Source organism: Janthinobacterium sp. GW823-FHT03B06, from assembly GCF_058796955.1.
Window position 1 is genome coordinate 224,188 of record NZ_JBXAJE010000006.1, and the last position, 20,754, is coordinate 244,941.

The following is a 20,754-nucleotide window of genomic DNA, read 5'->3' on the forward strand; positions in this document are numbered from 1 at the left end:
GGATCTCCTCGTAAGTAAAGCGGCCCTCCAGCCTACTCCTTTTTTAGCGGGACGCTGTCTTTTCCCTATGCCGCAAGGGGAATTGATCTGGCGGGCCGGCCTGCCTATTCATTCCGGCGCCCGGATATGCTCGACCAACCCCCTGCTGCGCCGTCCCGGCGCCGGCGTCAGCCAGCTGACGAGGATGGCGGCGGCCAGGCCGGCCGGCACGCCGAAGATGCCGGCGGAAATAGGAGCGATATGAAACCATTGACCGCTGGCATTGCCGCCCAGCATGGTGCTCGTATGCAGCATGTAGTACAGGCAGACGCCAAAGCCCGTCAGCATGCCGGCCAGCGCGCCCTGGTAAGTGGCGCGTTGCCAGAAGACACCGAGCACCAGCGGCGGGAACAGGGTCGAGGCGGCCAGGGAGAAGGCCACGCCCACCAGCGACAAAATGTCGGCCGGCTTTTGCGAGGCCGCATAGGCGGCGATGAAGGCCACGGCCAGCAGCAGCAATTTGGAAATCGTCACGCGCTTTTGCGTCGAGGCGCTGGGATCGACCACCTTGTAATAGACGTCGTGCGACAGGGCGTTCGAGATGGCCAGCAGCAAGCCATCGGCCGTCGACAGGGCGGCGGCCAGGCCGCCGGCCGCCACCAGGCCGGAAATCACGTAGGGCAGGCCGGCAATCTCGGGCGTGGCCAGCACCAGCACGTCGGCGTCGATGGAAATTTCCGCCAGTTGCACGATGCCGTCACGGTTGACGTCGACGATGCTGATCAGGGGACTGAGCTTGTCCACATTGGCCCAGTACGACACCCAGGTGGGCAGGTTCGCGTATTGCGTGCCGACCAGTGCCGAGTAAATATCGTACTTGACCAGCACGGCCAGCGCGGGAATCGTGAGATAGATCAACAGGATGAAGAACAGGGTCCAGAACACGGACACGCGCGTTTCGTGCACGGACGGCGTGGTGTACGATCGCATGAGGATGTGGGGCAGGGCGGCCGTGCCCAGCATCATGCAAAACACGAGGGCCAGGAAATTGTTGCGCTTGATATCGGATTGCTCCCGGTCGGCGGCGGGAAACGGCTGCGCGTGCGGAATGATCGGCTCGGCGCGTTTCTGGTTTTGCGCCTGCATCGCCTGCCACAGCACGCGTGCCTCGTCCGGGCTCTTCGGATAGGCGATCAGGTAGCGCTCCGCGTTGCGGATGTCAAACAGCGAGGTATTACGCTGGCGCAAACTGTCGAGCTGGCGCTGGGCCGCCAGGCGGCCTTGCTCCCAAGAGCCGGGCAAGCCGTCGATGCGCGCCTGGTAGCTTTGCGCGCGCTGGCGGAAGATGGCCCGCACTTCGTTTTCTTTCGGGTCCGTTTCCAGCACGTGTTCGCGCGCGCTTAGTTGCGGCAGCACCTTGCCATAGGCGATCTGCGGCACGGGATTGTCCGCATGCTTGACCGACAGCCACATGGCGGGAATCAGAAAGGCGACGAGGATGATGATGTACTGCGCCACCTGCGTCCAAGTGATGGCGCGCATGCCGCCCAGAAAGGAGCAGACGAGGATGCTGGCCAGGCCCAGGAAGATGCCGACGGAAAAATCCACGCCCGTGAAGCGCGAGGCGATCAGGCCGACGGCGTAGATCTGCGCCACGACATAGGTAAACGACACGATGATGGTGGCGGCCACGGCCACCACGCGCACGCTGGCGCCACGCTTGTCGGTGCCGCTGCCGTAGCGCGCGGCGAGGAAATCGGGAATCGTGTACTGGCTGAACTTGCGCAGGTAGGGGGCGATCAATAGCGCCACCAGGCAATAGCCGCCCGTCCAGCCCATGATGAAGGCCAGGCCGTCGAAGCCGTTCAGGTACAGGCCGCCCGCCAGGCTGATGAAGCTGGCCGCCGAAATCCAGTCGGCGGCCGTGGCCATGCCGTTGAACATGGCCGGCACCCGGCGCCCCGCCACATAGTATTCGGTGACGTTCGAGGTACGGCTGATGACGCCGATGGTGGCGTACAGCGTGATGGTGACGAGCATGAACAGGTAGCCGATCCACGCGCGCGGCATGCCTTCCTGTTCCAGTACCGACAGGGCCAGCAGGAAGGCGGCGAAACCGGCGGTAAACAGCAGGTAGTAGCGGCACAGGCGCGCAAAGAAGCTGCGCTGGCCGCTCATGCTTGCTCCTCGGCATGGAATTCCCGGTCGAGGCGCCGCATGCGCCAGGCATACAAGGCGATGATGGCCAGGTAGACGAGCGAGGCGCCCTGGGCCGCCATGTAGAAGGGCAGGGGCCAGCCGAACAGGTTCAGGTGCAAGAGCTCGCGCGCATAGAACACGGTCAGAAAGCCCGTCAGCAGCCAGACCAGCAGCAGGATGGCCGTCAGGCGCCGCGTCTTGCGCCAGTGGGCGTCGCGGCGCGCCTGCAGCTCGGGGCTGGGTGCGCGCGCGGGCTGCAGCGGCGCCGCAGGAAGGCTGGGCTTATCCATACGTGATGTCGTCCTCTTCTGGCGCTTCCGGCAACAGCAGGGCGATGCTCAGGCGCAGCAGGGTGCCTGGCAACTTCGGCGAAGTGGCGCGCGGATTGTTAAAAATATCGACTTCGGCGCCATGCTGCTGCGCAATCTCGCGCACGATGGCCAGCCCCAGGCCGCTGCCGTCGACATTGCTGCCAAGAATGCGGTAAAAGCGTTCGAACACGTGGGCCCGTTCTGCCGGCGCAATGCCGGGCCCCGTATCTTCCACTTCCAGGATGGCCAGTTCCAGGGTGCTGCGCACGCGCACCGTGACGCTGCCGCCAGCTGGCGTGTAGCGCAGGGCATTGTCGATCAGATTGCTCAGCAGCTCGCGCAGCATCATGGCATTGCCGGAAATCATGATCGAATAGGCGGGCTGTTCGAAGCCCAGGTCGATATGCTGGGCAAACGAGGCTTGCACCCAGTCCTGCACCACGCCGCGCGCCAGTTCGCTCAGTTCGATCGGCTCGAATGCCGTGCCCGCCTGCGGCTGGTTTTCCGCGCGTGCCAGGGCCAGCAGCTGGTTGACCAGGCGCGTGGCCGCTTCCGAACTTTTTGCCAGCTGCAGCAGCGAGCGGTGAATCTCGTCGTGGTCGGTCTGGCGCAGGGCCAGCTCCGATTGCATGCGCATGCCGGCCAGCGGCGTCTTCATCTGGTGCGCCGCATCGGCGATGAAGCGTTTCTGCATGTCGATCGACAGCGACAGGCGCGCCAGCATCTCGTTGAGCGAACCAACCAGCGGCGTGATTTCCTCGGGCACCTGGCCCGATTCGATGGGAGATAAATCGTCGGGCGGCCGGGCGCGTATGCGTTCCTGCAATTGCGCCAGCGGCGACAGCCCGCGCGCCAGGGCGAACCAGACCAGGGCCAGGATCACGGGCAGGATGATGAACTGCGGCAAAATCACGCCCTTGATGATTTCATTGGCCAGCTGGGCGCGCTTTTCCAGCGTCTCGGCCACTTGCACCAGCGCGCGGTGCGGATCATCGTCGTTGCCGGCAGGAATATCGAGATAGCTGAACGCCACGCGCACGGGCGTGCCGTGGATGGTGTCGTTGCGAAACAGCACCATGCCGCTGCGGTATTTGTCGGGGTCCTGCGGCGGCGGCAAGTCGCGGTCGCCGTCGAGGTATTCGCCGCGCGGACCCACCACCAGGTAATACAGGGTATCGACGTCATCGCCGCGCAGGAAGTCGCGGCCCTTGTTATTGCTGTTCTTGTCCGGCACGCGGCGCAGCAGCGCGCCGTCGGCCTGCTTGACCTGTTGCGTCAGCACGGTGACGCTGTCTTCCAGCGCATGGTCGAAGGGCTGATTGGCGATGCCCTTGGCCACCAGATAGGTGATGGCGATGCTCATCGGCCACAGCAGCAGCAGGGGCGCCAGCATCCAGTCGAGGATTTCGCCGAACAGCGAATGCTCGATGGTGTCGTCCTGCTCCGTCGTGGGCGGCTCGAACCAGTCGTCGTCGCCCGGCTCGTCCGCTGGCGCCTCGCGCGCCTTCACTTGCTGGCGGACCCGCTGGCCGGGGCTGCCGACTCGCCCGCTTCGGCGTTCAGGCGCGCCGCTTCCGAGTATTTTTCCAGGCAATAGCCAAGGCCGCGCACGGTGGCAATGCGCACGCCGCCCACCTCGATCTTCTTGCGCAGGCGGTGCACATACACTTCGATGGCGTTGTTCGACACTTCCTCGCCCCATTCGCACAGGTGGTCGACCAGCTGCTCTTTCGAGACGAGGCGGCCGGTGCGGCCCAGCAGGATTTCCAGCAAGCCCAGTTCGCGCGCCGACAGGTCGAGCATCTGGTCGTTGATGTAGGCGCTGCGCCCCACCTGGTCGTAGCTGAGGGGACCATGCTTGATGATGGTGGCGCCGCCGCCGGCGCCGCGGCGCGTCAGGGCGCGCACTCTTGCCTCCAGTTCCGACAAGGCGAACGGCTTGGCCATATAATCATCGGCACCGAGGTCGAGGCCATTCACGCGTTGCTCGATGGAATCGGCGGCCGTCAGGATCAGCACGGGCAGCAGCGAGGCGCGCGCGCGCAGGCGGCGCAGCACTTCCAGGCCGGACATCTTCGGCAGGCCCAGGTCGAGGATCAGCAGGTCGAATTCCTGGGTGGACAGGGCCGTATCGGCTTCCTGCCCATTTTTGACGCAGTCGATGGCATAGCCCGACTGGCGCAGCGAACGGGTCAGGCCATCGGCCAGTACGCTGTCATCTTCGGCAAGTAAAATACGCATGGTGAGACTTCCTCGGCTTGCGGCATAGAAGCTTGTATTGTGTTTCATTTCCCGCAAGGTGGCGAGTTTTTGTGAAAAACCAGGCTTGTATTGATCTGTTTCAAAACAAATCCACGTTCCGCTTGCATTGATCACTGTTTTTTTATACAGTACTGTCTGTGTAAAGAATTTAACCCACTGGCGCTATCGCAGGCTGCACGGTTCACGTAGATGCGTCACGTGAATCCGCAACTGTAGAACGGCTGAAAGAACATATGGACGATAAAAAAGCTGTAGTACCCGCATCGGAAAAAGCCAAGGCGCTCGCCGCCGCACTGGCGCAGATCGAGAAGCAGTTTGGCAAAGGTTCGGTCATGCGCATGGATGCCAGCGCACCGATCGAAGAAGTGCAAGTCGTGTCGACCGGTTCGCTCGGCCTCGATATCGCGCTGGGCGTGGGCGGCTTGCCGCGCGGCCGCGTGGTGGAAATCTACGGTCCGGAATCGTCGGGTAAAACCACGCTGACCCTGCAAACCATCGCCGAAATGCAAAAACTGGGCGGCACTTGCGCCTTTATCGATGCCGAGCACGCGCTCGACGTCGGTTACGCGCAAAAGCTGGGCGTGAACCTGCATGAATTGCTGATCTCGCAACCGGACACGGGCGAGCAGGCACTGGAAATCTGCGACGCCCTCGTGCGTTCGGGCAGCGTCGACCTCGTCGTCATCGACTCCGTGGCCGCACTGACGCCACGCGCCGAGATCGAAGGCGACATGGGCGATTCCCTGCCAGGTTTGCAGGCGCGCCTGATGTCGCAAGCGCTGCGCAAGCTGACCGGTTCCATCAACCGCACGAATACCCTGGTCATCTTCATCAACCAGATCCGCATGAAGATCGGCGTGATGTTCGGTAGCCCGGAAACGACCACGGGCGGCAATGCGCTGAAATTCTACGCCTCCGTGCGCCTGGACATCCGCCGCACCGGCTCGATCAAGTCCGGCGATGAAGTGATCGGCAACGAAACCAAGGTCAAGGTCGTCAAGAACAAGATCGCGCCGCCGTTCAAGGAAGCGCACTTCGACATTCTGTACGGCGCCGGCACCTCGCGCGAAGGCGAAATCCTGGACCTGGGCTCGGATGCCAAGATCGTGGAAAAATCCGGTTCGTGGTACAGCTACAACGGCGAACGCATCGGCCAGGGCAAGGACAACGCCCGTGCCTTCCTGCAAGAGCGTCCGGCGCTGGCCCGCGAAATCGAAAACAAGGTCCGCGCTTCGCTGGGCGTGCGCGAACTGCCGCCGCTGGCCGCTGAAAAGCCGGAAAAAGCGGATAAGGCCGCCGACAAGGCTGCCAAGGCTGCGGAAACCAAGGCAGAGTAGGTCGGATTAGCGCGGCAAAGCCGCGCGTAATCTGACAACACCACAGACATCAACAATGTTGTCGGATCAGACGTCAACAATGTTGTCGGATTACGGCCCAAGGGGCCTAATCCGACCTACGCATGGCTTGTTGCAAGGTGTGACCATGATCGCCGTCCCGCGCTGTTGCGCCGGGCGGCGATTGTGTTTGGGTGATGTGATTGTGGAATGAAAGACAAGGTGGGTGTATGGCCGCAGTACAACTAAGCCTGAAGGGCAGGGCGCTACGCTTTCTGTCGATGCGCGAACACAGCCGCATGGAATTGCGGCGCAAGCTGCAGCGCCATGCGCAGGAAGGCGACGACGTGGAAGCCTTGCTCGACAGCCTGGAACAAGCCAACTGGCTGTCGCAGGAGCGCTTTTCCGAGTCGCTGATCCACCGCCGCTCGGCCCGTTTCGGCAACAGCCGCATCATGGCGGAACTGCAAAGCCATGGCATCGGGGGAGAAGCGTTGCAGGAACTCAAGGCGGGCCTGGCCGAAGGGGAAGTGGCGCGCGCCTGCGAGGTGTGGCGCCGCAAGTTTGGTCAGGTGGCGCAGGATGCCGAGCAGCGCAACAAGCAGATGCGTTTTTTGATGCAGCGCGGTTTTTCGCAGCGCGCCGTGCAGGTGGCCTTGAAGGGGCTGGATCCCGACGAGGAATAGCTCATCCAGGGCTGCCCGGCCGCCACGCCGTGCCGCCAAGAACTGCGCTTTCAAACATCGTCTGATTCCAGTATGGTGACGCTGCGCGATCGGGTATGCTGGCGCTCGAACGCTGTGCGATGCGCGCAGCACCACTGATCGTGACAGGATGCAAGATGAGCAACTGGAATGCCGGCTATGTGGCCGAAATCGCCTATACCTATGGCTATTACGAAGAATTGAATCCTCTGCGCCTGCGCCTGCCCTTGCTGGCCGCCGGCCTGGCCTTGCCTGCCAGCGGCACGGCTTGCGAGCTGGGCTTTGGCCAGGGCATCAGCGCCAACATCCATGCGGCGGCGTCCGCCACGCGCTGGCATGGCAATGATTTCAATCCGTCCCAGGCCGCCTTTGCGCAGGAGCTGGCCAACGCGGCCGACGCTGGCGCGCAGTTCACGGATGAATCGTTCGCGCAGTTTTGTTGCCGCGACGACTTGCCCGATTTTGACTTTATCTGCCTGCACGGGATCTGGAGCTGGGTTTCGGCGGAAAACCGCGCGCTCATCGTCGACTTCCTGCGGCGCAAGCTGAAGGTGGGCGGTGTCGTCTTCATCAGCTACAACACGCAGCCAGGCTGGGCCGCAATGATGCCGATGCGCGACTTGCTGGCCGAACATAGCCGCGTCATGAGCGCCCCGGGCCAGGGCGTGCTGGCCAGAGTCGCTGGCGCCATCGATTTCGTCGACAGGATGATCGCCACGCAACCGCGCTACCTGGACGCCAACCCGCAACTGGCGGACCGCTTCGAAAAACTCAAGGCGATGGATGGACATTATCTTGCCCATGAGTATTTCAATGCCGATTGGCAGCCTATGGCTTTTTCCAGCGTCGCGGCCATGCTGGGCGAGGCCAAGCTCGAGTTCGCCGCGTCCGCCAACTATACCGCTCTGGTCGACATGCTGAACCTGACGGCTGAGCACCAGCAGTTCCTGGCCGAGATACCCGATCCTATTTTTCGCGAGACGACGCGCTCCTTCCTCGTCAACGAGCAATTCCGCAGGGATTACTGGGTCAAGGGCGCACGCAGGCTGACGCCGTTCGCCCAGGCCAGTGCCTTGCGGGCCGTGCGCGTGATGCTGACCGTGCCCCGCGACGAAGTGGTGTTGAGCGTGCATGGCGTGCTGGGCGACGCCGATATGGACGAGCGCGTCTATGCGCCCGTGCTGGACGCCATGGCTGACCATCGCGTGTACACGATAGGCGAACTGGAGCAGCAACTGGCTGGCAGCGAAGCCAGTCTGGCCGCCTTGCTGCAGATCATGCTGGTACTGGCCAGCAAGGGCAGCGTGTCTGCCGTTCAGGACGAGGCCGGCATCGCCGCGGCGCGACCGCAGACGGCGCGCCTGAATGCACACTTGCTGGAGCAGGCGCTGGCAAGAAGCGATTTGCACATCCTCGCCAGCCCCCTGACGGGTGGCGGTGTGGTTGTATCGCATTTACAACAGCTCTTCCTGTGGGCGAAACTGCAAGGTTGTCCAACGCCGCAAGACTGGGTGCGCACGACGTGGCCCGTGCTGCTGCGCCTGAAGCAGCTGATGACGAAGGATGGGCAGCCCTTGCTGACGGAAGAGGAAAACCTGGCCGAATTGTTGGCGCAGGCACAGTATTTTTCCGCGCGCATCTTGCCTGTGTTACGCGCACTGGGTGTGACTGACTGAGGTACGGTGCCGGCCAGCCTGCCGGTGACGGCAAGCCTGCTGCCAAGTTATTTGAATTGTGAATGATCGTCATTGATTTTGCGATTTTCGTTAATGATTTGCGGCGGGCGGCACAAGCAATAAAAAATTATGTTGCGGCGCAACTAGCGCCCTGTGTGCTACACTTTTAGGGTTTTTGCGGCGCCGCAGGTGCGGTTGCTGTTCGTAGAAGCTGCGAACAGAGTGCTTTAGGCACATGGCTGCTTACTAATTATGGCCGCGCAAGCGGCATCGGTCTTATGCCCCTGTCAACTCCCGTATCCCGGCGCGCCCTACGGCACTCCCGCGTTATCGACGTCCAAGCGTATATGCGCGACGACGGCCTGTGGGATATTGACGCCCATATCACCGATATCAAAAGCTATGACGCGACCCTGGCCTCCGGCCTCCGTCCCGCCGGCGCCCCTCTGCATGACCTCCATTTACGCATTACCGTCGATCGCGCCCTGACCATTGTCGAGGCCGAAGCTGCCTCCGATGCCGTGCCCTATCCCGGTTTTTGCGATACCATCGGCCCCGCTTACAGGGCGCTGATCGGATTGAATTTATTGAAGAATTTCCGCCGCGACTTGAAACAGCGCCTGGCGGGAATCGCCGGCTGTACCCATTTGACCGAACTGGCGCAAGTCTTGCCGACTGCGACGGTTCAGGCATTTGCCGGCGATGTCTGGTCGACCCGTGACGGTGCGAATGCTGACTTATCGCATGAAAAGCCGTTTCAACTCGACAAATGCCACGCCCTGCGCACCGATGGCGGGGCGGTTGCACAGTATTACCCGCGCTGGGTAGCCAAAGCGTGACCCCGGCGCTGTATTTCCTGTTTTTTTGCACCACTAACCGTATTTTTACACATCAGTATCAGAAGGGAAGCCAGCATGAAAATCCATGAGTATCAAGCCAAAGAAATCCTCCGGCAGCACGGAGTGACGGTACCACGCGGTATTCCGTGCATGTCCGTCGAAGAAGCCGTCAAGGCTGCGGAAACCCTGGGCGGCCCGGTATGGGTTGTCAAGGCGCAGATCCACGCAGGTGGCCGCGGCAAGGGCGGCGGCGTGAAAGTGGCAAAATCGATGGAACAGGTCAAGGAATACGCTGACCAGATCATGGGCATGCAGCTGATCACGCACCAGACCAGCGCCGAAGGCCAGAAAGTCAACCGCCTGCTGGTGGAAGAAGGCGCCGACATCAAGCAGGAACTGTACGTTTCGCTGGTCACCGACCGCGTTACCCAGAAAATCGTCCTGATGGCATCGTCCGAAGGCGGCATGGACATCGAAGAAGTGGCCGAGAGCCACCCTGAGAAGATCCACCACGTCACCATCGATCCGGGCGTTGGCCTGACCGATGCCCAGGCAGACGACATCGCCGCCAAGATCGGCGTGCCTGCCGGTTCCATCGCCGACGCGCGCGCCAACCTGCAAGGCCTGTACAAAGCCTACTGGGAAACCGACTGCTCGCTGGCCGAAATCAACCCGCTGATCGTCACCGGCAGCGGCAAGGTCATCGCCCTGGACGCCAAGTTCAACTTTGACCCGAACGCCCTGTTCCGTCATCCGGAAATCGTCGCCCTGCGCGATCTGGACGAAGAAGATCCAGCGGAAATCGAAGCGTCGAAATTCGACCTGGCTTACATTTCGCTCGACGGCAACATCGGTTGCCTGGTGAATGGCGCCGGCCTGGCCATGGCCACCATGGACACGATTAAACTGTTCGGCGGCGAGCCAGCCAACTTCCTGGACGTCGGCGGCGGCGCCACGGCAGAAAAAGTGACCGAAGCGTTCAAGATCATGCTGAAAAACCCAGGCCTGAAAGCCATCCTGGTGAACATTTTCGGCGGCATCATGCGTTGCGACGTGATCGCTGAAGGCGTCATCGCCGCAGTGAAAGCCGTTTCGCTGAACGTACCGCTGGTCGTGCGCATGAAGGGCACCAACGAAGACCTGGGCAAAAAGATGCTGGCCGATTCCGGTCTGCCTATCATCGCAGCCGACACCATGGAAGATGCAGCCAAGAGCGTCGTTGCCGCTGCTGCCGGTCAAGCTTAATTAAGGAATCAACATGTCCATTCTGATCAATAAAGATACCAAAGTCGTTACCCAAGGGATCACCGGCAAGACCGGCCAGTTCCACACCCGCGGTTGCCGCGACTACGCGAACGGCAAAGCTGCCTTCGTGGCAGGCGTGAACCCGAAGAAAGCCGGCGAAGATTTCGAAGGCATTCCTATTTTCGCTAACGTTACCGAAGCGAAAAAAGAAACCGGCGCCAACGTTTCCGTGATCTACGTGCCGCCAGCAGGCGCGGCCGCGGCAATCTGGGAAGCTGTCGAAGCTGAAATGGATCTGGCCATTTGCATCACCGAAGGCATTCCTGTCCGCGACATGATGGCCCTGAAAGACCGCATGGCTAAAGCCAACAGCAAAACCTTGCTGCTGGGCCCTAACTGCCCAGGCCTGATCACGCCAGACGAAATCAAGATCGGCATCATGCCAGGTCACATCCACAAGAAGGGCCGTATCGGCGTCGTTTCCCGTTCGGGCACCCTGACCTATGAAGCAGTGGGTCAGCTGACCGCACTGGGCCTGGGCCAATCGTCGGCAGTCGGCATCGGCGGCGACCCGATCAACGGTCTGAAGCACATCGACATCATGAAGATGTTCAATGATGATCCAGATACCGACGCGGTCATCATGATCGGCGAAATCGGCGGTCCGGACGAAGCCAACGCGGCGTATTGGATCAAAGACAACATGAAAAAACCTGTCGTCGGCTTCATCGCTGGCGTAACGGCTCCTCCAGGCAAGCGCATGGGCCACGCCGGCGCGCTGATCTCGGGCGGTGCCGATACGGCGCAAGCCAAGCTGGAAATCATGGAAGCTTGCGGCATCACCGTGACCAAAAACCCGTCGGAAATGGCGCGTCTGCTGAAAGCCATGCTGTAATTTCAGCCTGATTCATGCAGTATAAAAAAAGGAGCTTCGGCTCCTTTTTTTTGTCCGCAAGACAGGCCGATTCCCGCCCTGGGGCGACGGCGCTGGTCCGAATCCGCCCAAATGCGTCGCTTTTCTTTCCATGCCTGCCAACGCCGCCCCGGGGCGCCGCTGGCACGGCGCTTGCACCATGCACGGCGTGACCAACTGCACTCCGGGAGGATGCGATGCGCGCGCAAAGCGGATTTACCCTGATAGAACTGATGATCGTGGTGGCCATCGCCAGCATCCTGGCGGCCGTGGCCATTCCCCAGTACGGCGACTATACGATGCGGGCCAAGGTCAGCAACGTGCTGGCCGCTGCTGCGCCCCTGAAGACGGCCGTGGCCCTGTGCGTGCAGGAAAATGGCGGCGAGGCGGCCGCCTGCAGCACCCCCACCGAAGCCGTGCCCAGCGCCATCCCCGTGTTCAGCCCGACGCGCGAAGTGGCAGGCGCCAAGGTCGACAAGGGCAATATCGAGCTGACCCTGGCGGGCGACCTGGGCAGCGGCTTGGGCGGTCAGAAGGTGAACATGGAGTTGCAGCTCGGCACCAGCAGCCTGAGCTGGTTTAACAGCACCACCGTGACGAATGCGGCAGCCAAGGAAGCGATTACCCGCACGAATATTCCCAAGGTGGTGGCGACGCAGTAAGCGACACCTGCCGCGCCCGTGTCAGACGATTTTTTGCCGGTCCGCGATCAGCGCTTCATAGGTGAGGTTTTGCAGCAGCGTGTAGTGGGTCGGTTCCAGGTCGATGAATTGCACGCCATACGTATAGATTTCGGCCACTCCGGCGGCGTGGCCATTGGACGGCTTGCCCACGCTGACGTTCTGGATGCGGGCGCGCGTGTTGACGCGCATCTGATGTTTGTTCGGCTGCACCAGCAGGGTAAAGCTCAGTGCGACGCCTTCTTCATCGGGCGTGAGCATGCTGGGTGCCTCGATCAGCGCGCCCGAGACGCTGAGGTTGACGATGAACACGGGCACGGCCGCCACGTCGCGGTAGCTCAGCTGCGCGGGAATCTCCACCTTGACGCGCATGGCCGTGCGCAGGCTGGTGCCCTGGATGGCGTCGGGAAAGCTCAGGTGCACATAGTTGAGCGGACGGCCGAAGAGGCGCAGCACGCTGCACGCAAACGAACAGACGGTGATGCCGGAAAACACGCGGATGGTCAGCTTGTCGCCTTCGTTGAGCACGATGGAGGCGCCGTTTTCCATGGGAATCTTGACGATCAGGTACTCGTCCTTCACATAGCCGATCACGGTCGAGAAATGCTGGATCGGTTTGATGGTGCGGTGCGTGATGAACTGGATGCGTCCCCCCACCTGCAGATTCATGGCCTCGAATTCGAAGTCCTGGAGCTTGCTTTCTGCGGCGGGCGTGTTGCTTGTCATGCGATGCTCATCTGTATATGGTCGACTCGCAGTATGCATGATTTCTTGATGAAAAAGCATTCCTATCAATGAAATTCACTTTCGCATCGAAAAATACCATGGGCACGTGCCGGTGCGCGGTGCAGGCTTTACAATTGCGTCAATATTGACGAATGTAAATCTTATGCCACGCAGCTACTTCTGGACCATGTTGTTCCTGATCCTGCATCAAATCGACGCTGCCTACTGGAAAGAGTGGGAGATGTTTCACGTGCCGGGCGGCGTGCAGGGTTTTCTCGTGTTTAACCTGGCGGCGATTGCCGTGGTGCTGGCCGGTTACCGGCACGTGCTGCTGGCCACCCCGCGAGCGCCCCTGTATGCTTGTGTCTGCGCCGCGCTGGGCGTGGCAACGTGCCTGATCCATGCCGGCTTTGCGCTGGCAGGGCAGGAACAGTTTCACTTGCCCCTGTCCGTGGCCATCATCGCGTTGTGCCTGGTCTGCGCCATCTGGCTGCTGTGCGACTTGCGCCGCATCCGGGGCCGGCTGGCGCGCCAGGCGGCATAGTTACACTTCCGCGTGCCAATCGCCCGACTTGCCGCCATGCTTTTCCAGCACGCGCACGTTGGTCATGACCATGCCCCGGTCGACGGCCTTGCACATGTCGTAGATCGTCAGCAAGCCGATCTGCACGGACGTGAGCGCTTCCATTTCCACGCCCGTCTTGCCCGTGGTGTCGACTTGGGCGCGGCAATGCACGCTGTTGGCCGCTTCATCCACGTCGAAATCGACGGTGACGCGCGTGAGGGCCAGCGGGTGGCACAGGGGAATCAGGTCGCTGGTGCGCTTGGCGCCCATGATGGCGGCGATGCGGGCGATGCCCAGCACGTCGCCTTTCTTGGCGTTGCCGGAAATGATCAAGGCCAGGGTGGCCGGCTGCATGCGGATGGTGCCGGCGGCCACGGCGCTGCGGCGCGTGTCTTCCTTGCTGCCCACGTCGACCATATGGGCTTGGCCCGTGGCGTCGAAATGGGTCAGTTCCCCGGCGGGGGCTTGCTTGTCTGCTGTTGTCATGGCGTCAAAATAGGTGAGGAACGGGGGCGCGGCAGGCCGAATCACGGCCCCATGCCACTGGCATGGCGCGTGGGAATGGGCGCCGCTAACAAGGTATGATAGCACCCGTGAATTCAAAAACTCCCCTTCCGATCCTCGTTGAAAACGCCGCTGCGGCATGGCTGCGCCGCTTGCGGCGCGCATCCGTGCTGGCGGCATTGTCGCTGGCGGCGCCCTGTGCGCTGGCGCAAACCTATACGTCCGCGCCAGCGGCGCCATCTGCCGGCGCGGCGGCCAAGCCGGGAAGCGGCTGGACGCCCCTGGCCGTGCCGCCGGCGCCGAACCTGCCGAACCTGGGCGATACCTCGCGCGAAGACCTGTCGCCGGCGATGGAGCGCAAGATCGGCGAGGAAATCATGCGCGGCATCCGCGGCGACCGCGACTATCTCGATGACGCGCCCTTGCTCGAATACCTGAATACCTTCGGCAACGCGCTCGTGGCGGCGCGCCCCAGCGTGCGCGGCGAAACGAATTACGACTATTTTTTCTTTGCCGTGCGCGACCCCCAGTTGAACGCGTTTGCCTTGCCGGGCGGCTTCATCGGCGTGCACTCGGCCCTGGTGCTGGCGGCGCAAACGGAGGCGGAACTGGCTTCCGTGCTGTCGCACGAGATCGGCCACGTGGCGCAGCGCCATATCGCGCGCATGCTGGGCCAGCAGCGCCAGGATGCCCTGATGCCGCTGGCCGCCATGCTGCTGGCGGCGCTCGCGTCGCGTGCGGGCGGCGACGTGGCCATGGGCGTGTTTGCCGCCGGCCAGGGCCTGGCCATCCAGCGCCAGCTCAATTTCGGCCGCGACGCCGAACGCGAGGCGGACCGCATCGGTTTCCAGATCATGGGCGAGGCCGGTTTCGATACCACCGGCATGGTGGCCTTCTTCGGCCGCATGCAGGCGGCCAGCCGTTCGTACAGCGACCTGATGCCCGCCTATCTGCAGACCCACCCGCTGACGACGGAACGCATCGCCGACATCCAGGCGCGCATCCGCGAGCAGCCGTACAAACAGCGTGCGGACAGCCTGAGTTTCCACCTGGCCCGCGCGCGCGCCCGCGTGCTGCAGGATGAAAGCGTGCAAGGCTTGCTGAACGCCAAGGCCGTCTTCAAGACGCAGCTGGAACAGCAAAGCCGCTTCCAGGTGACGGCCGCCCATTACGGCTTGTCCTTTGTCGCCGTCAAGCAGGGCAAGCCGGCGGAGGCGCAAAAGGAACTCGATGCGGCCAATGCCGCCCTGCACCAGCCGGCCGGGCCGAATGTGCTGACGTCGGGCGGCACGCAGGGCCCCAATTCGCTGCTGGCGGCGATGGGGCTGGAAGTGCTGTTGATGCCGGCGCAAAAGAAGGAAGTGGCGCAACAGGCTTTGAAGGCGGCCGATGCGGCGCGCCAGCAGTTTCCCCTCTCGCGCGGCATTGCCCACCAATATGCGGAAGCGCTGATGGCTGCCGGCAAGCTGGAGCAAGCCACCTTGTACCTGCGTGAGCAGGTGCAGCTCTACAAGGAAGAGCCGGAACTGTACGATTTACTGGCGAAAGCCTATGCGGATCAGGGCAAGATGACCTTGCAGCATATGGCGCTGGCCGAATCCTACGTGCTGCAGGGCGCCACCATGGCCGCGCTGGACCAGCTGACGATCGCCCGCAAATCGACGGACGCGACCTTTTATGACCAGGCCGTGATCGATGCGCGCGAGCGCGAATTGCAGGAAAAGCGCCGCGAGCAGATCAAGGACCAGAAGGGATAAGCCTTATTCGGCTTGCGGCATCGGCTGGAAGTCGAAGGTTTGCGGCACGGCGTCGTAGCGCAGCGGCTGCACGGCGATCTCCTTGCCGTCATGCAATAGGGTCAGCTTGCCCCGGCGCTCTTCCAGCCACGCCAGCAAGGCCTCGTCGCTGGCCACCTGACCATCGACGTGCAGGGCGTCCAGCACTTGAGCCATGTCGCGGTCATCGACCTGCGCCACGACCTCGCCCTGGCGCAAGATCAAGACGCCGTTGTCGCACCAATACACCTGCTCGATCTGCTCCAGCGGCGCGCCCGTCTGCAAGACAAAACCGTGCCGCGGGTCGCTGCGGGCAATGTAGGGTGTCGCTTCCAGATTTACATACACGCGCTGCGGGCCGTTCTGGAAGAACCAGCAGCCGCGTTCGTCATGGCCGTAATTGCGGTTGATAAATCCCAGTAGGGCTTCGTGGGCGATCTTGTCGCCAGGCAGTTGTCGCTGTTGCGCATGCTGGTCGCGCATGCGCCAGTGGCCGCGCGCGTCCAGGCCCAGCCAGCCGTAGCAGTGCGGTACGTTCGGCCATTTGGCCAGGGCCTGTTTGACGAGTTCATCCATGTGTAGCGTTTTCCGTGTGCGTTTGCGAACTGCCAGCGTGACAGGTTTGCGGGGCCAGCGGCGCCATGTTGCCGCCCTCAAAAAAATGGAGCAGGCGCTGTGGCAGCCAGCGTGTGCTGCCCGGCAACTTGCCTGCCGCAAAGCCGACATGGCCGCCGTGGCGCGGATACTCGAGCGTGACCGTCGGCGCGGCGCTGCGCGGCAGGAAGCGCCCGGGCAGGAAGGGGTCGTTTTGCGCGTTCAGCACCAGGGTCGGCACGGTGATGTCCTGCAAGACGTGCTTGGCGCTGGCGCGGTGCCAGTAATCGTCGGCGTCGCGGTAGCCGTGCAGGGGCGCCGTGACGACATTGTCGAAGGCGTGCAAGTCGCGCGCGGCCAGCATGGCCTCGCGCGCGAACAGGCCGGGAAACTGTTCCAGCTTGGCCAGGCATTTCGGTTTGAGCGTGTTCAGGAACATGCGCGTGTAGAGCCGGTTCGCGCCCGATGACAGGGCCTTGCCCCCTTGCGCCAGGTCCAGCGGGGCCGACACGGCCGCCGCCGCATCGATGAAATCGGCCTGGTGCTGCGACTGGCCCAGCCAGCACAGCAGGGCATTGCCGCCCAGCGACACGCCGGCCGCATAAAATTTCCCCGTGGCGCGCGGGCGCAGGCGCTGCACGATCCAGTCCACTTCCTGCGCATCGCCCGAATGGTAAAAGCGGGGCGCCAGGTTCGCTTCGCCCGAGCAGCCGCGAAAATGCGGCACGGCGCCCGACCAGCCGCGCGCGGCCACCTCGGCCATCAGGGCGCGCGCGTAATGGCTGTTCGACGAGCCTTCCAGGCCGTGGAACAGCAGCACGAAGGGCTGGCCCGGCTGGCCGTCGACCAGGTCGACGTCGACGAAGTCGCCATCGGGCGCTTGCCAGCGTTCGCGGCGGAAGGCCACGGCCGGCTTGGCGAGGCACACGGCAGGATAAATCGTCTGCGCGTGGCCGCCAGGCAGCCAGAGCGGGGCGGTATAGGGGGCGTTGTCAATAAGCGGCAAGGACATCAGTGCAGGATCTGCGTTCCCGTGGCGTCGGCCGGCGCGCCGCCCGGGGCGATGGACGCGTGGTGCAGCACGATGCGCCAGCCGCGCGGCGTTTTCACATACACATTCGTGGCCAGCAGATGCGCCGGTGCGCCGTCTTCATTGGTGACGCCTTCGATGACCGTGTGCACCGAACTCATCAGATTGTGCGTTTCATGCAGCTGCGCGGGCACGATGTGCAGGCCGCCGCCCGCCAGGATGGTTTCCCACGAGGCGCGGATGGCGGCATGGCCGATCAGGCGCGCGCCGCCCGGGTGGATGCAGACGATTTCTTCATCGTCGGCCCATAGCGCCATCAGCGCTTCGAGGTCGGCGCGGTGCAAGGCATCGTAGAACGCCGCTTCGACTTCCGCGGCGCTGCCATTGAGTTCTTTCAGACGTTTCATGACGACTCCGGGCTGAACGGTATAACTTGATGCAAATAAAAACGGCGCGCTGGGGGCGCGCCGCTGGGCAGTTTAATGATGGCCGGCGCTGGCGCCTTCCTTCAGGGTGTAGGCCGTGCCGCAGTACGGGCACTTGGCGATACCGTCTTTGTTGAATTCCAGAAACACGCGCGGATGCGATGACCACAGCGGCATGGCCGGGTTAGGGCAGTGGGCTGGCAAGTCTTTACCGTCGAGTTCGACCGCTGGCTGGGTGGTTTTTGTCATCTTGTCATGCTCCGTGAGGCTGTATGGATGGAAGTCGGCTGCTGCCAAAACCACGATTTTAACGGATTCAGGCAGACAGCAAAAATCATGGCTAAAATGGCGGCTTGATCATCTTCGGCTGCGGCGCGGGTTTTCGCGGAAATATGGCGGCTGCAGCACCACACTGACTGGATTTGCCTTGCCGGTATCACCGTTGCCGCCCTTGTCGTCTTGCACCATTGTTGTGCAGTTACCACACTCAGCCTGCCGGGGGCTCGCATGAACACCCGCGTGAACGCCGTCCCGGCCACCAGCGACGATGCCATGCTGAAAGATGCCTGGCGTGCCGGCCTGAACCTGGGCGCGCCCACCTTGCTGGGCATCGCCGCCTGGGGCATGGTGGTGGGCGTGGCCATGGTGAAAAGCGGCCTGACCGTGGCGCAGGCGGGAGCCATGACCCTGTTTGTCTTTGCCGGCTCGGCCCAGCTTGCATCCTTGCCCCTGCTGGCCGCGCAAGCGCCCGTGTGGGTGATCTTCGCCACGGCCCTCGTCGTCAATTTGCGTTTTGTTATCTTTTCCGTGCTGCTGGCCCCGCATTTCGCCCATCTGCCGTGGCGCCAGCGCTTCGCGCTCGGCTATGTGGCGGGCGACATCACGGTGGGCCTCTTCCTGCAGCGCTATCCGCACGAAACGCCGGACCCGGCCAAGCTGCCTTTCCTGAAAGGCTTGATCTACCCCAACTGGCTGGCCTGGCAAATCGGTTCCTTCATCGGCATCGTGCTGGGCGCCGTTGTGCCGGCCGAATGGGGGCTGGGTTTTGCGGGCACGCTGGCGATCCTGTGCGTGACGGTGCCGCTCATCCTCAGCCGCGCCGCCCTGTGCGGCGTGCTGGTGGCGGGCACGGTCGCCGTGCTGGCGTTCAGCCTGCCGTATAAGCTGGGCTTGCTTGTGGCTGTGGTGGTGGGCATGGTCAGCGCCATGGCCGTGGAAGAATTGACAGAAAAATGGACAAAACGCCATGTTTGACGGCATAGCCTTGGGCAGAGCAGACGTGTGGATCGCCATCGCCGTGCTGGTGGTGGCGACTGCCGCCACGCGCAGCACCTTCTGGCTGATCGGCCACCATATTACCATTCCGCGCCGCGTGGGCGAGATGCTGCGCTATGCGCCGGCCTGCGCGCTGGCCGCCATCATCGCGCCCGACATGCTGATGGAAGGGCCGCAAGTGCACTTTGACTTGTCGAATCTGAAACTCTTGTCGGGTATTGCCGCCACGCTCTTTTTCGTGATTCGCCGCAATATGCTGCAAACCATCGTGTTCGGCATGCTGGTTTTCACGGGCTTGCGACTGTTGCATGTTTTTCAGTAAAGCAGGACAAATCGGCGATTTGGTCTGGTCATTGCGGTAAAATAGCGCACTTCCTTCCACTCGTCATCTGGATCGCCATGTCAGCTGTTCTCAACTTCATCCGTCTGCAAGATTTGATCGCCCAAAATGCACTGCAAGGCAAGCGCGTATTCATCCGCGCCGACCTGAACGTTCCGCAAGATGACAGTGGCAAGATCACCGAAGATACGCGCATCCGCGCTTCGGTGCCGGCCATCCGTGCCGCCCTCGACGCTGGCGCCGCCGTCATGGTGACGTCGCACTTGGGCCGTCCGACGGAAGGCGAGTTCAAGCCGGCCGACAGCCTGGCGCCCGTGGCGGCCCGCCTGTCCGAGCTGCTGGGCCAGGAAGTTGCACTGAAACAAAATTGGATCGACGGCGCCGGCCTGGAATCCCTGGCTGCCGGCCAGGTCGTCCTGTTGGAAAACGTGCGCGTCAACAAGGGCGAAAAGAAAAACAGCGATGAGCTGGCGCAAAAAATGGCGAAATTGTGCGATATCTACGTCAATGACGCGTTCGGCACGGCCCACCGCGCCGAGGCGTCCACGCACGGCATCGCCAAGTTCTCCCCTGTCGCCTGCGCCGGCCCGCTGCTGGCCGCCGAACTCGATGCGCTGGGCAAAGCGCTGCACGCGCCCGCCCGCCCGCTGCTGGCCATCGTTGCCGGTTCGAAAGTATCGAGCAAGCTGACCATTTTGAAAGCCCTGTCCGACAAGGTCGATAACCTGATCGTCGGCGGCGGCATCGCCAATACCTTCATGAAAGCCGTTGGCTTGAACGTCGGCAAGTCGCTGGTGGAAGCGGAACTCGTCGACGAAGCGAAAGCCATCATCGACATCATGGCCAAACGGGGCGCGCAAGTGCCGATTCCCGTCGACGTCGTGTGCGCCAAGGAGTTTTCGCCGACAGCCGCCGCCACCGTCAAGGACGTGGCCGACGTGGCGGATGACGACATGATCCTCGATATCGGCCCGAAAACGGCAGCCCTGCTGGCGCAGCAGATCGCCGCCGCCGGCACCATCGTGTGGAACGGCCCCGTGGGCGTGTTCGAATTCGACCAGTTCGGCAACGGCACCAAGACCCTGGCCCTGGCGATTGCCGAGTCGAAAGCATTTTCGATCGCCGGCGGTGGCGACACTCTGGCGGCGATTGCCAAATACGATATTACGGATAAAATCAGCTATATCTCGACGGGCGGCGGCGCTTTCCTGGAGTTCCTGGAGGGCAAGACTTTGCCTGCCGTGGAAATGCTCATGCAACGTGCTGGCTGATATAGCCTGACTGTCGTGCCACCAAGCGCAGCCTGACCGCTGCGCTTTTACCTTGCCGGCGGCTGTCTCAAACCGGCCTTGCTCACCTTCGCTCGCGCACAAGGATT

22 protein-coding genes are annotated in these 20,754 nt (G+C 62.5%); 12 read left to right on the forward strand and 10 right to left on the reverse strand.

Annotation, left to right across the window (positions count from 1 at the left end; all coding sequences use genetic code 11):
- Positions 1-108: 108 nt before the first annotated feature.
- From AC1RBA_RS20370 to AC1RBA_RS20385, 4 genes are read right to left on the reverse strand one after another with little or no spacing between them, the layout of a single operon-like run.
- A complete protein-coding gene (locus tag AC1RBA_RS20370) occupies positions 109-2,157 on the reverse strand; it encodes a sodium:solute symporter family protein (protein WP_492419685.1) in 2,049 nt (682 codons plus the stop codon).
- On the reverse strand, positions 2,154-2,468 hold the full coding sequence (locus AC1RBA_RS20375) for a DUF4212 domain-containing protein (protein ID WP_083293552.1): 315 nt from the start codon (positions 2,466-2,468) through the stop codon (positions 2,154-2,156). Before AC1RBA_RS20375 ends, AC1RBA_RS20370 begins: the two co-directional genes overlap by 4 nt.
- Positions 2,461-3,999, reverse strand: a complete 1,539-nt coding sequence (locus AC1RBA_RS20380; RefSeq protein WP_409027737.1) for a sensor histidine kinase — start codon at positions 3,997-3,999, stop codon at positions 2,461-2,463. Before AC1RBA_RS20380 ends, AC1RBA_RS20375 begins: the two co-directional genes overlap by 8 nt.
- Positions 3,996-4,730: a response regulator gene (locus AC1RBA_RS20385; protein WP_070220391.1), complete on the reverse strand. Its 735-nt coding sequence runs from the start codon at positions 4,728-4,730 to the stop codon at positions 3,996-3,998. The genes AC1RBA_RS20380 and AC1RBA_RS20385 overlap by 4 nt, the downstream gene beginning before the upstream one ends.
- 254 nt (positions 4,731-4,984) lie before the next feature.
- Between AC1RBA_RS20385 and recA the strand changes: the two genes are divergently transcribed.
- From recA to AC1RBA_RS20420, 7 genes are all read left to right on the forward strand, one after another.
- Positions 4,985-6,088, forward strand: a complete 1,104-nt coding sequence (gene recA, locus AC1RBA_RS20390; protein ID WP_070220389.1) for a recombinase RecA — start codon at positions 4,985-4,987, stop codon at positions 6,086-6,088.
- A 227-nt stretch (positions 6,089-6,315) separates the two neighbouring features.
- A complete protein-coding gene (gene recX, locus AC1RBA_RS20395) occupies positions 6,316-6,771 on the forward strand; it encodes a recombination regulator RecX (RefSeq protein WP_034788658.1) in 456 nt (151 codons plus the stop codon).
- A gap of 155 nt (positions 6,772-6,926) precedes the next feature.
- Positions 6,927-8,465 carry a methyltransferase regulatory domain-containing protein gene (locus tag AC1RBA_RS20400; RefSeq protein WP_492419686.1) on the forward strand — a complete coding sequence of 513 codons (1,539 nt, stop codon included), beginning with the start codon at positions 6,927-6,929 and terminating at the stop codon, positions 8,463-8,465.
- A gap of 278 nt (positions 8,466-8,743) precedes the next feature.
- Entirely contained in the window at positions 8,744-9,304 is a 561-nt protein-coding gene (locus AC1RBA_RS20405) for a DUF2889 domain-containing protein (protein ID WP_492419687.1), read from the forward strand.
- A gap of 75 nt (positions 9,305-9,379) precedes the next feature.
- Positions 9,380-10,549, forward strand: coding sequence for an ADP-forming succinate--CoA ligase subunit beta (gene sucC / locus AC1RBA_RS20410; RefSeq protein WP_070220383.1), 1,170 nt, complete (start codon positions 9,380-9,382; stop codon positions 10,547-10,549).
- Positions 10,550-10,562: 13 nt separating this feature from the next.
- Positions 10,563-11,444 (forward strand): succinate--CoA ligase subunit alpha, encoded by an 882-nt coding sequence (gene sucD, locus AC1RBA_RS20415; RefSeq protein ID WP_034746085.1) that lies wholly within the window; start codon positions 10,563-10,565, stop codon positions 11,442-11,444.
- Between the two features lie 215 nt (positions 11,445-11,659).
- Entirely contained in the window at positions 11,660-12,124 is a 465-nt protein-coding gene (locus AC1RBA_RS20420) for a pilin (RefSeq protein WP_070220381.1), read from the forward strand.
- 21 nt (positions 12,125-12,145) lie between these two features.
- Here the strand turns inward: AC1RBA_RS20420 and AC1RBA_RS20425 are convergent, their stop codons facing one another.
- Positions 12,146-12,868: a flagellar brake protein gene (locus AC1RBA_RS20425; protein ID WP_070220379.1), complete on the reverse strand. Its 723-nt coding sequence runs from the start codon at positions 12,866-12,868 to the stop codon at positions 12,146-12,148.
- A gap of 163 nt (positions 12,869-13,031) precedes the next feature.
- Between AC1RBA_RS20425 and AC1RBA_RS20430 the strand changes: the two genes are divergently transcribed.
- Positions 13,032-13,412 carry a DUF6713 family protein gene (locus tag AC1RBA_RS20430; RefSeq protein ID WP_492419688.1) on the forward strand — a complete coding sequence of 127 codons (381 nt, stop codon included), beginning with the start codon at positions 13,032-13,034 and terminating at the stop codon, positions 13,410-13,412.
- Here AC1RBA_RS20430 and moaC read toward each other — a convergent pair whose 3' ends face one another.
- Positions 13,413-13,919, reverse strand: coding sequence for a cyclic pyranopterin monophosphate synthase MoaC (gene moaC / locus AC1RBA_RS20435; RefSeq protein ID WP_070220374.1), 507 nt, complete (start codon positions 13,917-13,919; stop codon positions 13,413-13,415).
- Between the two features lie 185 nt (positions 13,920-14,104).
- On the opposite strand from moaC, the gene AC1RBA_RS20440 reads away from it, so the two are divergent.
- A complete protein-coding gene (locus AC1RBA_RS20440) occupies positions 14,105-15,694 on the forward strand; it encodes a M48 family metalloprotease (RefSeq protein WP_070220741.1) in 1,590 nt (529 codons plus the stop codon).
- A 3-nt stretch (positions 15,695-15,697) separates the two neighbouring features.
- Here the strand turns inward: AC1RBA_RS20440 and AC1RBA_RS20445 are convergent, their stop codons facing one another.
- From AC1RBA_RS20445 to AC1RBA_RS20460, 4 genes are all read right to left on the reverse strand, one after another.
- Positions 15,698-16,288 carry a DUF2946 family protein gene (locus AC1RBA_RS20445; RefSeq protein ID WP_070290913.1) on the reverse strand — a complete coding sequence of 197 codons (591 nt, stop codon included), beginning with the start codon at positions 16,286-16,288 and terminating at the stop codon, positions 15,698-15,700.
- Entirely contained in the window at positions 16,281-17,318 is a 1,038-nt protein-coding gene (locus AC1RBA_RS20450; RefSeq protein WP_492419689.1) for a YheT family hydrolase, read from the reverse strand. The genes AC1RBA_RS20445 and AC1RBA_RS20450 overlap by 8 nt, the downstream gene beginning before the upstream one ends.
- Positions 17,318-17,743: a YybH family protein gene (locus AC1RBA_RS20455; RefSeq protein ID WP_070220368.1), complete on the reverse strand. Its 426-nt coding sequence runs from the start codon at positions 17,741-17,743 to the stop codon at positions 17,318-17,320. The genes AC1RBA_RS20450 and AC1RBA_RS20455 overlap by 1 nt, the downstream gene beginning before the upstream one ends.
- 72 nt (positions 17,744-17,815) lie before the next feature.
- Positions 17,816-18,010: a zinc-finger domain-containing protein gene (locus tag AC1RBA_RS20460; protein WP_070220739.1), complete on the reverse strand. Its 195-nt coding sequence runs from the start codon at positions 18,008-18,010 to the stop codon at positions 17,816-17,818.
- 258 nt (positions 18,011-18,268) lie between these two features.
- On the opposite strand from AC1RBA_RS20460, the gene AC1RBA_RS20465 reads away from it, so the two are divergent.
- The 3 genes from AC1RBA_RS20465 to AC1RBA_RS20475 all read left to right on the forward strand — a co-directional run bounded on the left by AC1RBA_RS20465 (position 18,269) and on the right by AC1RBA_RS20475 (position 20,647).
- Positions 18,269-19,015: an AzlC family ABC transporter permease gene (locus AC1RBA_RS20465; RefSeq protein WP_492419690.1), complete on the forward strand. Its 747-nt coding sequence runs from the start codon at positions 18,269-18,271 to the stop codon at positions 19,013-19,015.
- On the forward strand, positions 19,008-19,358 hold the full coding sequence (locus AC1RBA_RS20470) for an AzlD domain-containing protein (protein WP_070220364.1): 351 nt from the start codon (positions 19,008-19,010) through the stop codon (positions 19,356-19,358). The genes AC1RBA_RS20465 and AC1RBA_RS20470 overlap by 8 nt, the downstream gene beginning before the upstream one ends.
- A 77-nt stretch (positions 19,359-19,435) precedes the next feature.
- Positions 19,436-20,647 (forward strand): phosphoglycerate kinase, encoded by a 1,212-nt coding sequence (locus tag AC1RBA_RS20475; protein ID WP_492419691.1) that lies wholly within the window; start codon positions 19,436-19,438, stop codon positions 20,645-20,647.
- Positions 20,648-20,754 lie beyond the last annotated feature (107 nt).

Excerpts from the sequence above, each read along its gene's own strand:
- AC1RBA_RS20370 (WP_492419685.1), bottom strand. The coding sequence starts at position 2,157 with ATGAGCGGCCAGCGCAGCTTCTTTGCGCGCCTGTGCCGCTACTACCTG.
- AC1RBA_RS20375 (WP_083293552.1), bottom strand. The coding sequence starts at position 2,468 with ATGGATAAGCCCAGCCTTCCTGCGGCGCCGCTGCAGCCCGCGCGCGCA.
- AC1RBA_RS20385 (WP_070220391.1), bottom strand. The coding sequence starts at position 4,730 with ATGCGTATTTTACTTGCCGAAGATGACAGCGTACTGGCCGATGGCCTG.
- recA (WP_070220389.1), top strand. The coding sequence starts at position 4,985 with ATGGACGATAAAAAAGCTGTAGTACCCGCATCGGAAAAAGCCAAGGCG.
- recX (WP_034788658.1), top strand. The coding sequence starts at position 6,316 with ATGGCCGCAGTACAACTAAGCCTGAAGGGCAGGGCGCTACGCTTTCTG.
- AC1RBA_RS20400 (WP_492419686.1), top strand. The coding sequence starts at position 6,927 with ATGAGCAACTGGAATGCCGGCTATGTGGCCGAAATCGCCTATACCTAT.
- AC1RBA_RS20405 (WP_492419687.1), top strand. The coding sequence starts at position 8,744 with ATGCCCCTGTCAACTCCCGTATCCCGGCGCGCCCTACGGCACTCCCGC.
- sucC (WP_070220383.1), top strand. The coding sequence starts at position 9,380 with ATGAAAATCCATGAGTATCAAGCCAAAGAAATCCTCCGGCAGCACGGA.
- sucD (WP_034746085.1), top strand. The coding sequence starts at position 10,563 with ATGTCCATTCTGATCAATAAAGATACCAAAGTCGTTACCCAAGGGATC.
- AC1RBA_RS20420 (WP_070220381.1), top strand. The coding sequence starts at position 11,660 with ATGCGCGCGCAAAGCGGATTTACCCTGATAGAACTGATGATCGTGGTG.
- AC1RBA_RS20425 (WP_070220379.1), bottom strand. The coding sequence starts at position 12,868 with ATGACAAGCAACACGCCCGCCGCAGAAAGCAAGCTCCAGGACTTCGAA.
- AC1RBA_RS20430 (WP_492419688.1), top strand. The coding sequence starts at position 13,032 with ATGCCACGCAGCTACTTCTGGACCATGTTGTTCCTGATCCTGCATCAA.
- moaC (WP_070220374.1), bottom strand. The coding sequence starts at position 13,919 with ATGACAACAGCAGACAAGCAAGCCCCCGCCGGGGAACTGACCCATTTC.
- AC1RBA_RS20445 (WP_070290913.1), bottom strand. The coding sequence starts at position 16,288 with ATGGATGAACTCGTCAAACAGGCCCTGGCCAAATGGCCGAACGTACCG.
- AC1RBA_RS20450 (WP_492419689.1), bottom strand. The coding sequence starts at position 17,318 with ATGTCCTTGCCGCTTATTGACAACGCCCCCTATACCGCCCCGCTCTGG.
- AC1RBA_RS20455 (WP_070220368.1), bottom strand. The coding sequence starts at position 17,743 with ATGAAACGTCTGAAAGAACTCAATGGCAGCGCCGCGGAAGTCGAAGCG.
- AC1RBA_RS20460 (WP_070220739.1), bottom strand. The coding sequence starts at position 18,010 with ATGACAAAAACCACCCAGCCAGCGGTCGAACTCGACGGTAAAGACTTG.
- AC1RBA_RS20465 (WP_492419690.1), top strand. The coding sequence starts at position 18,269 with ATGAACACCCGCGTGAACGCCGTCCCGGCCACCAGCGACGATGCCATG.
- AC1RBA_RS20470 (WP_070220364.1), top strand. The coding sequence starts at position 19,008 with ATGTTTGACGGCATAGCCTTGGGCAGAGCAGACGTGTGGATCGCCATC.
- AC1RBA_RS20475 (WP_492419691.1), top strand. The coding sequence starts at position 19,436 with ATGTCAGCTGTTCTCAACTTCATCCGTCTGCAAGATTTGATCGCCCAA.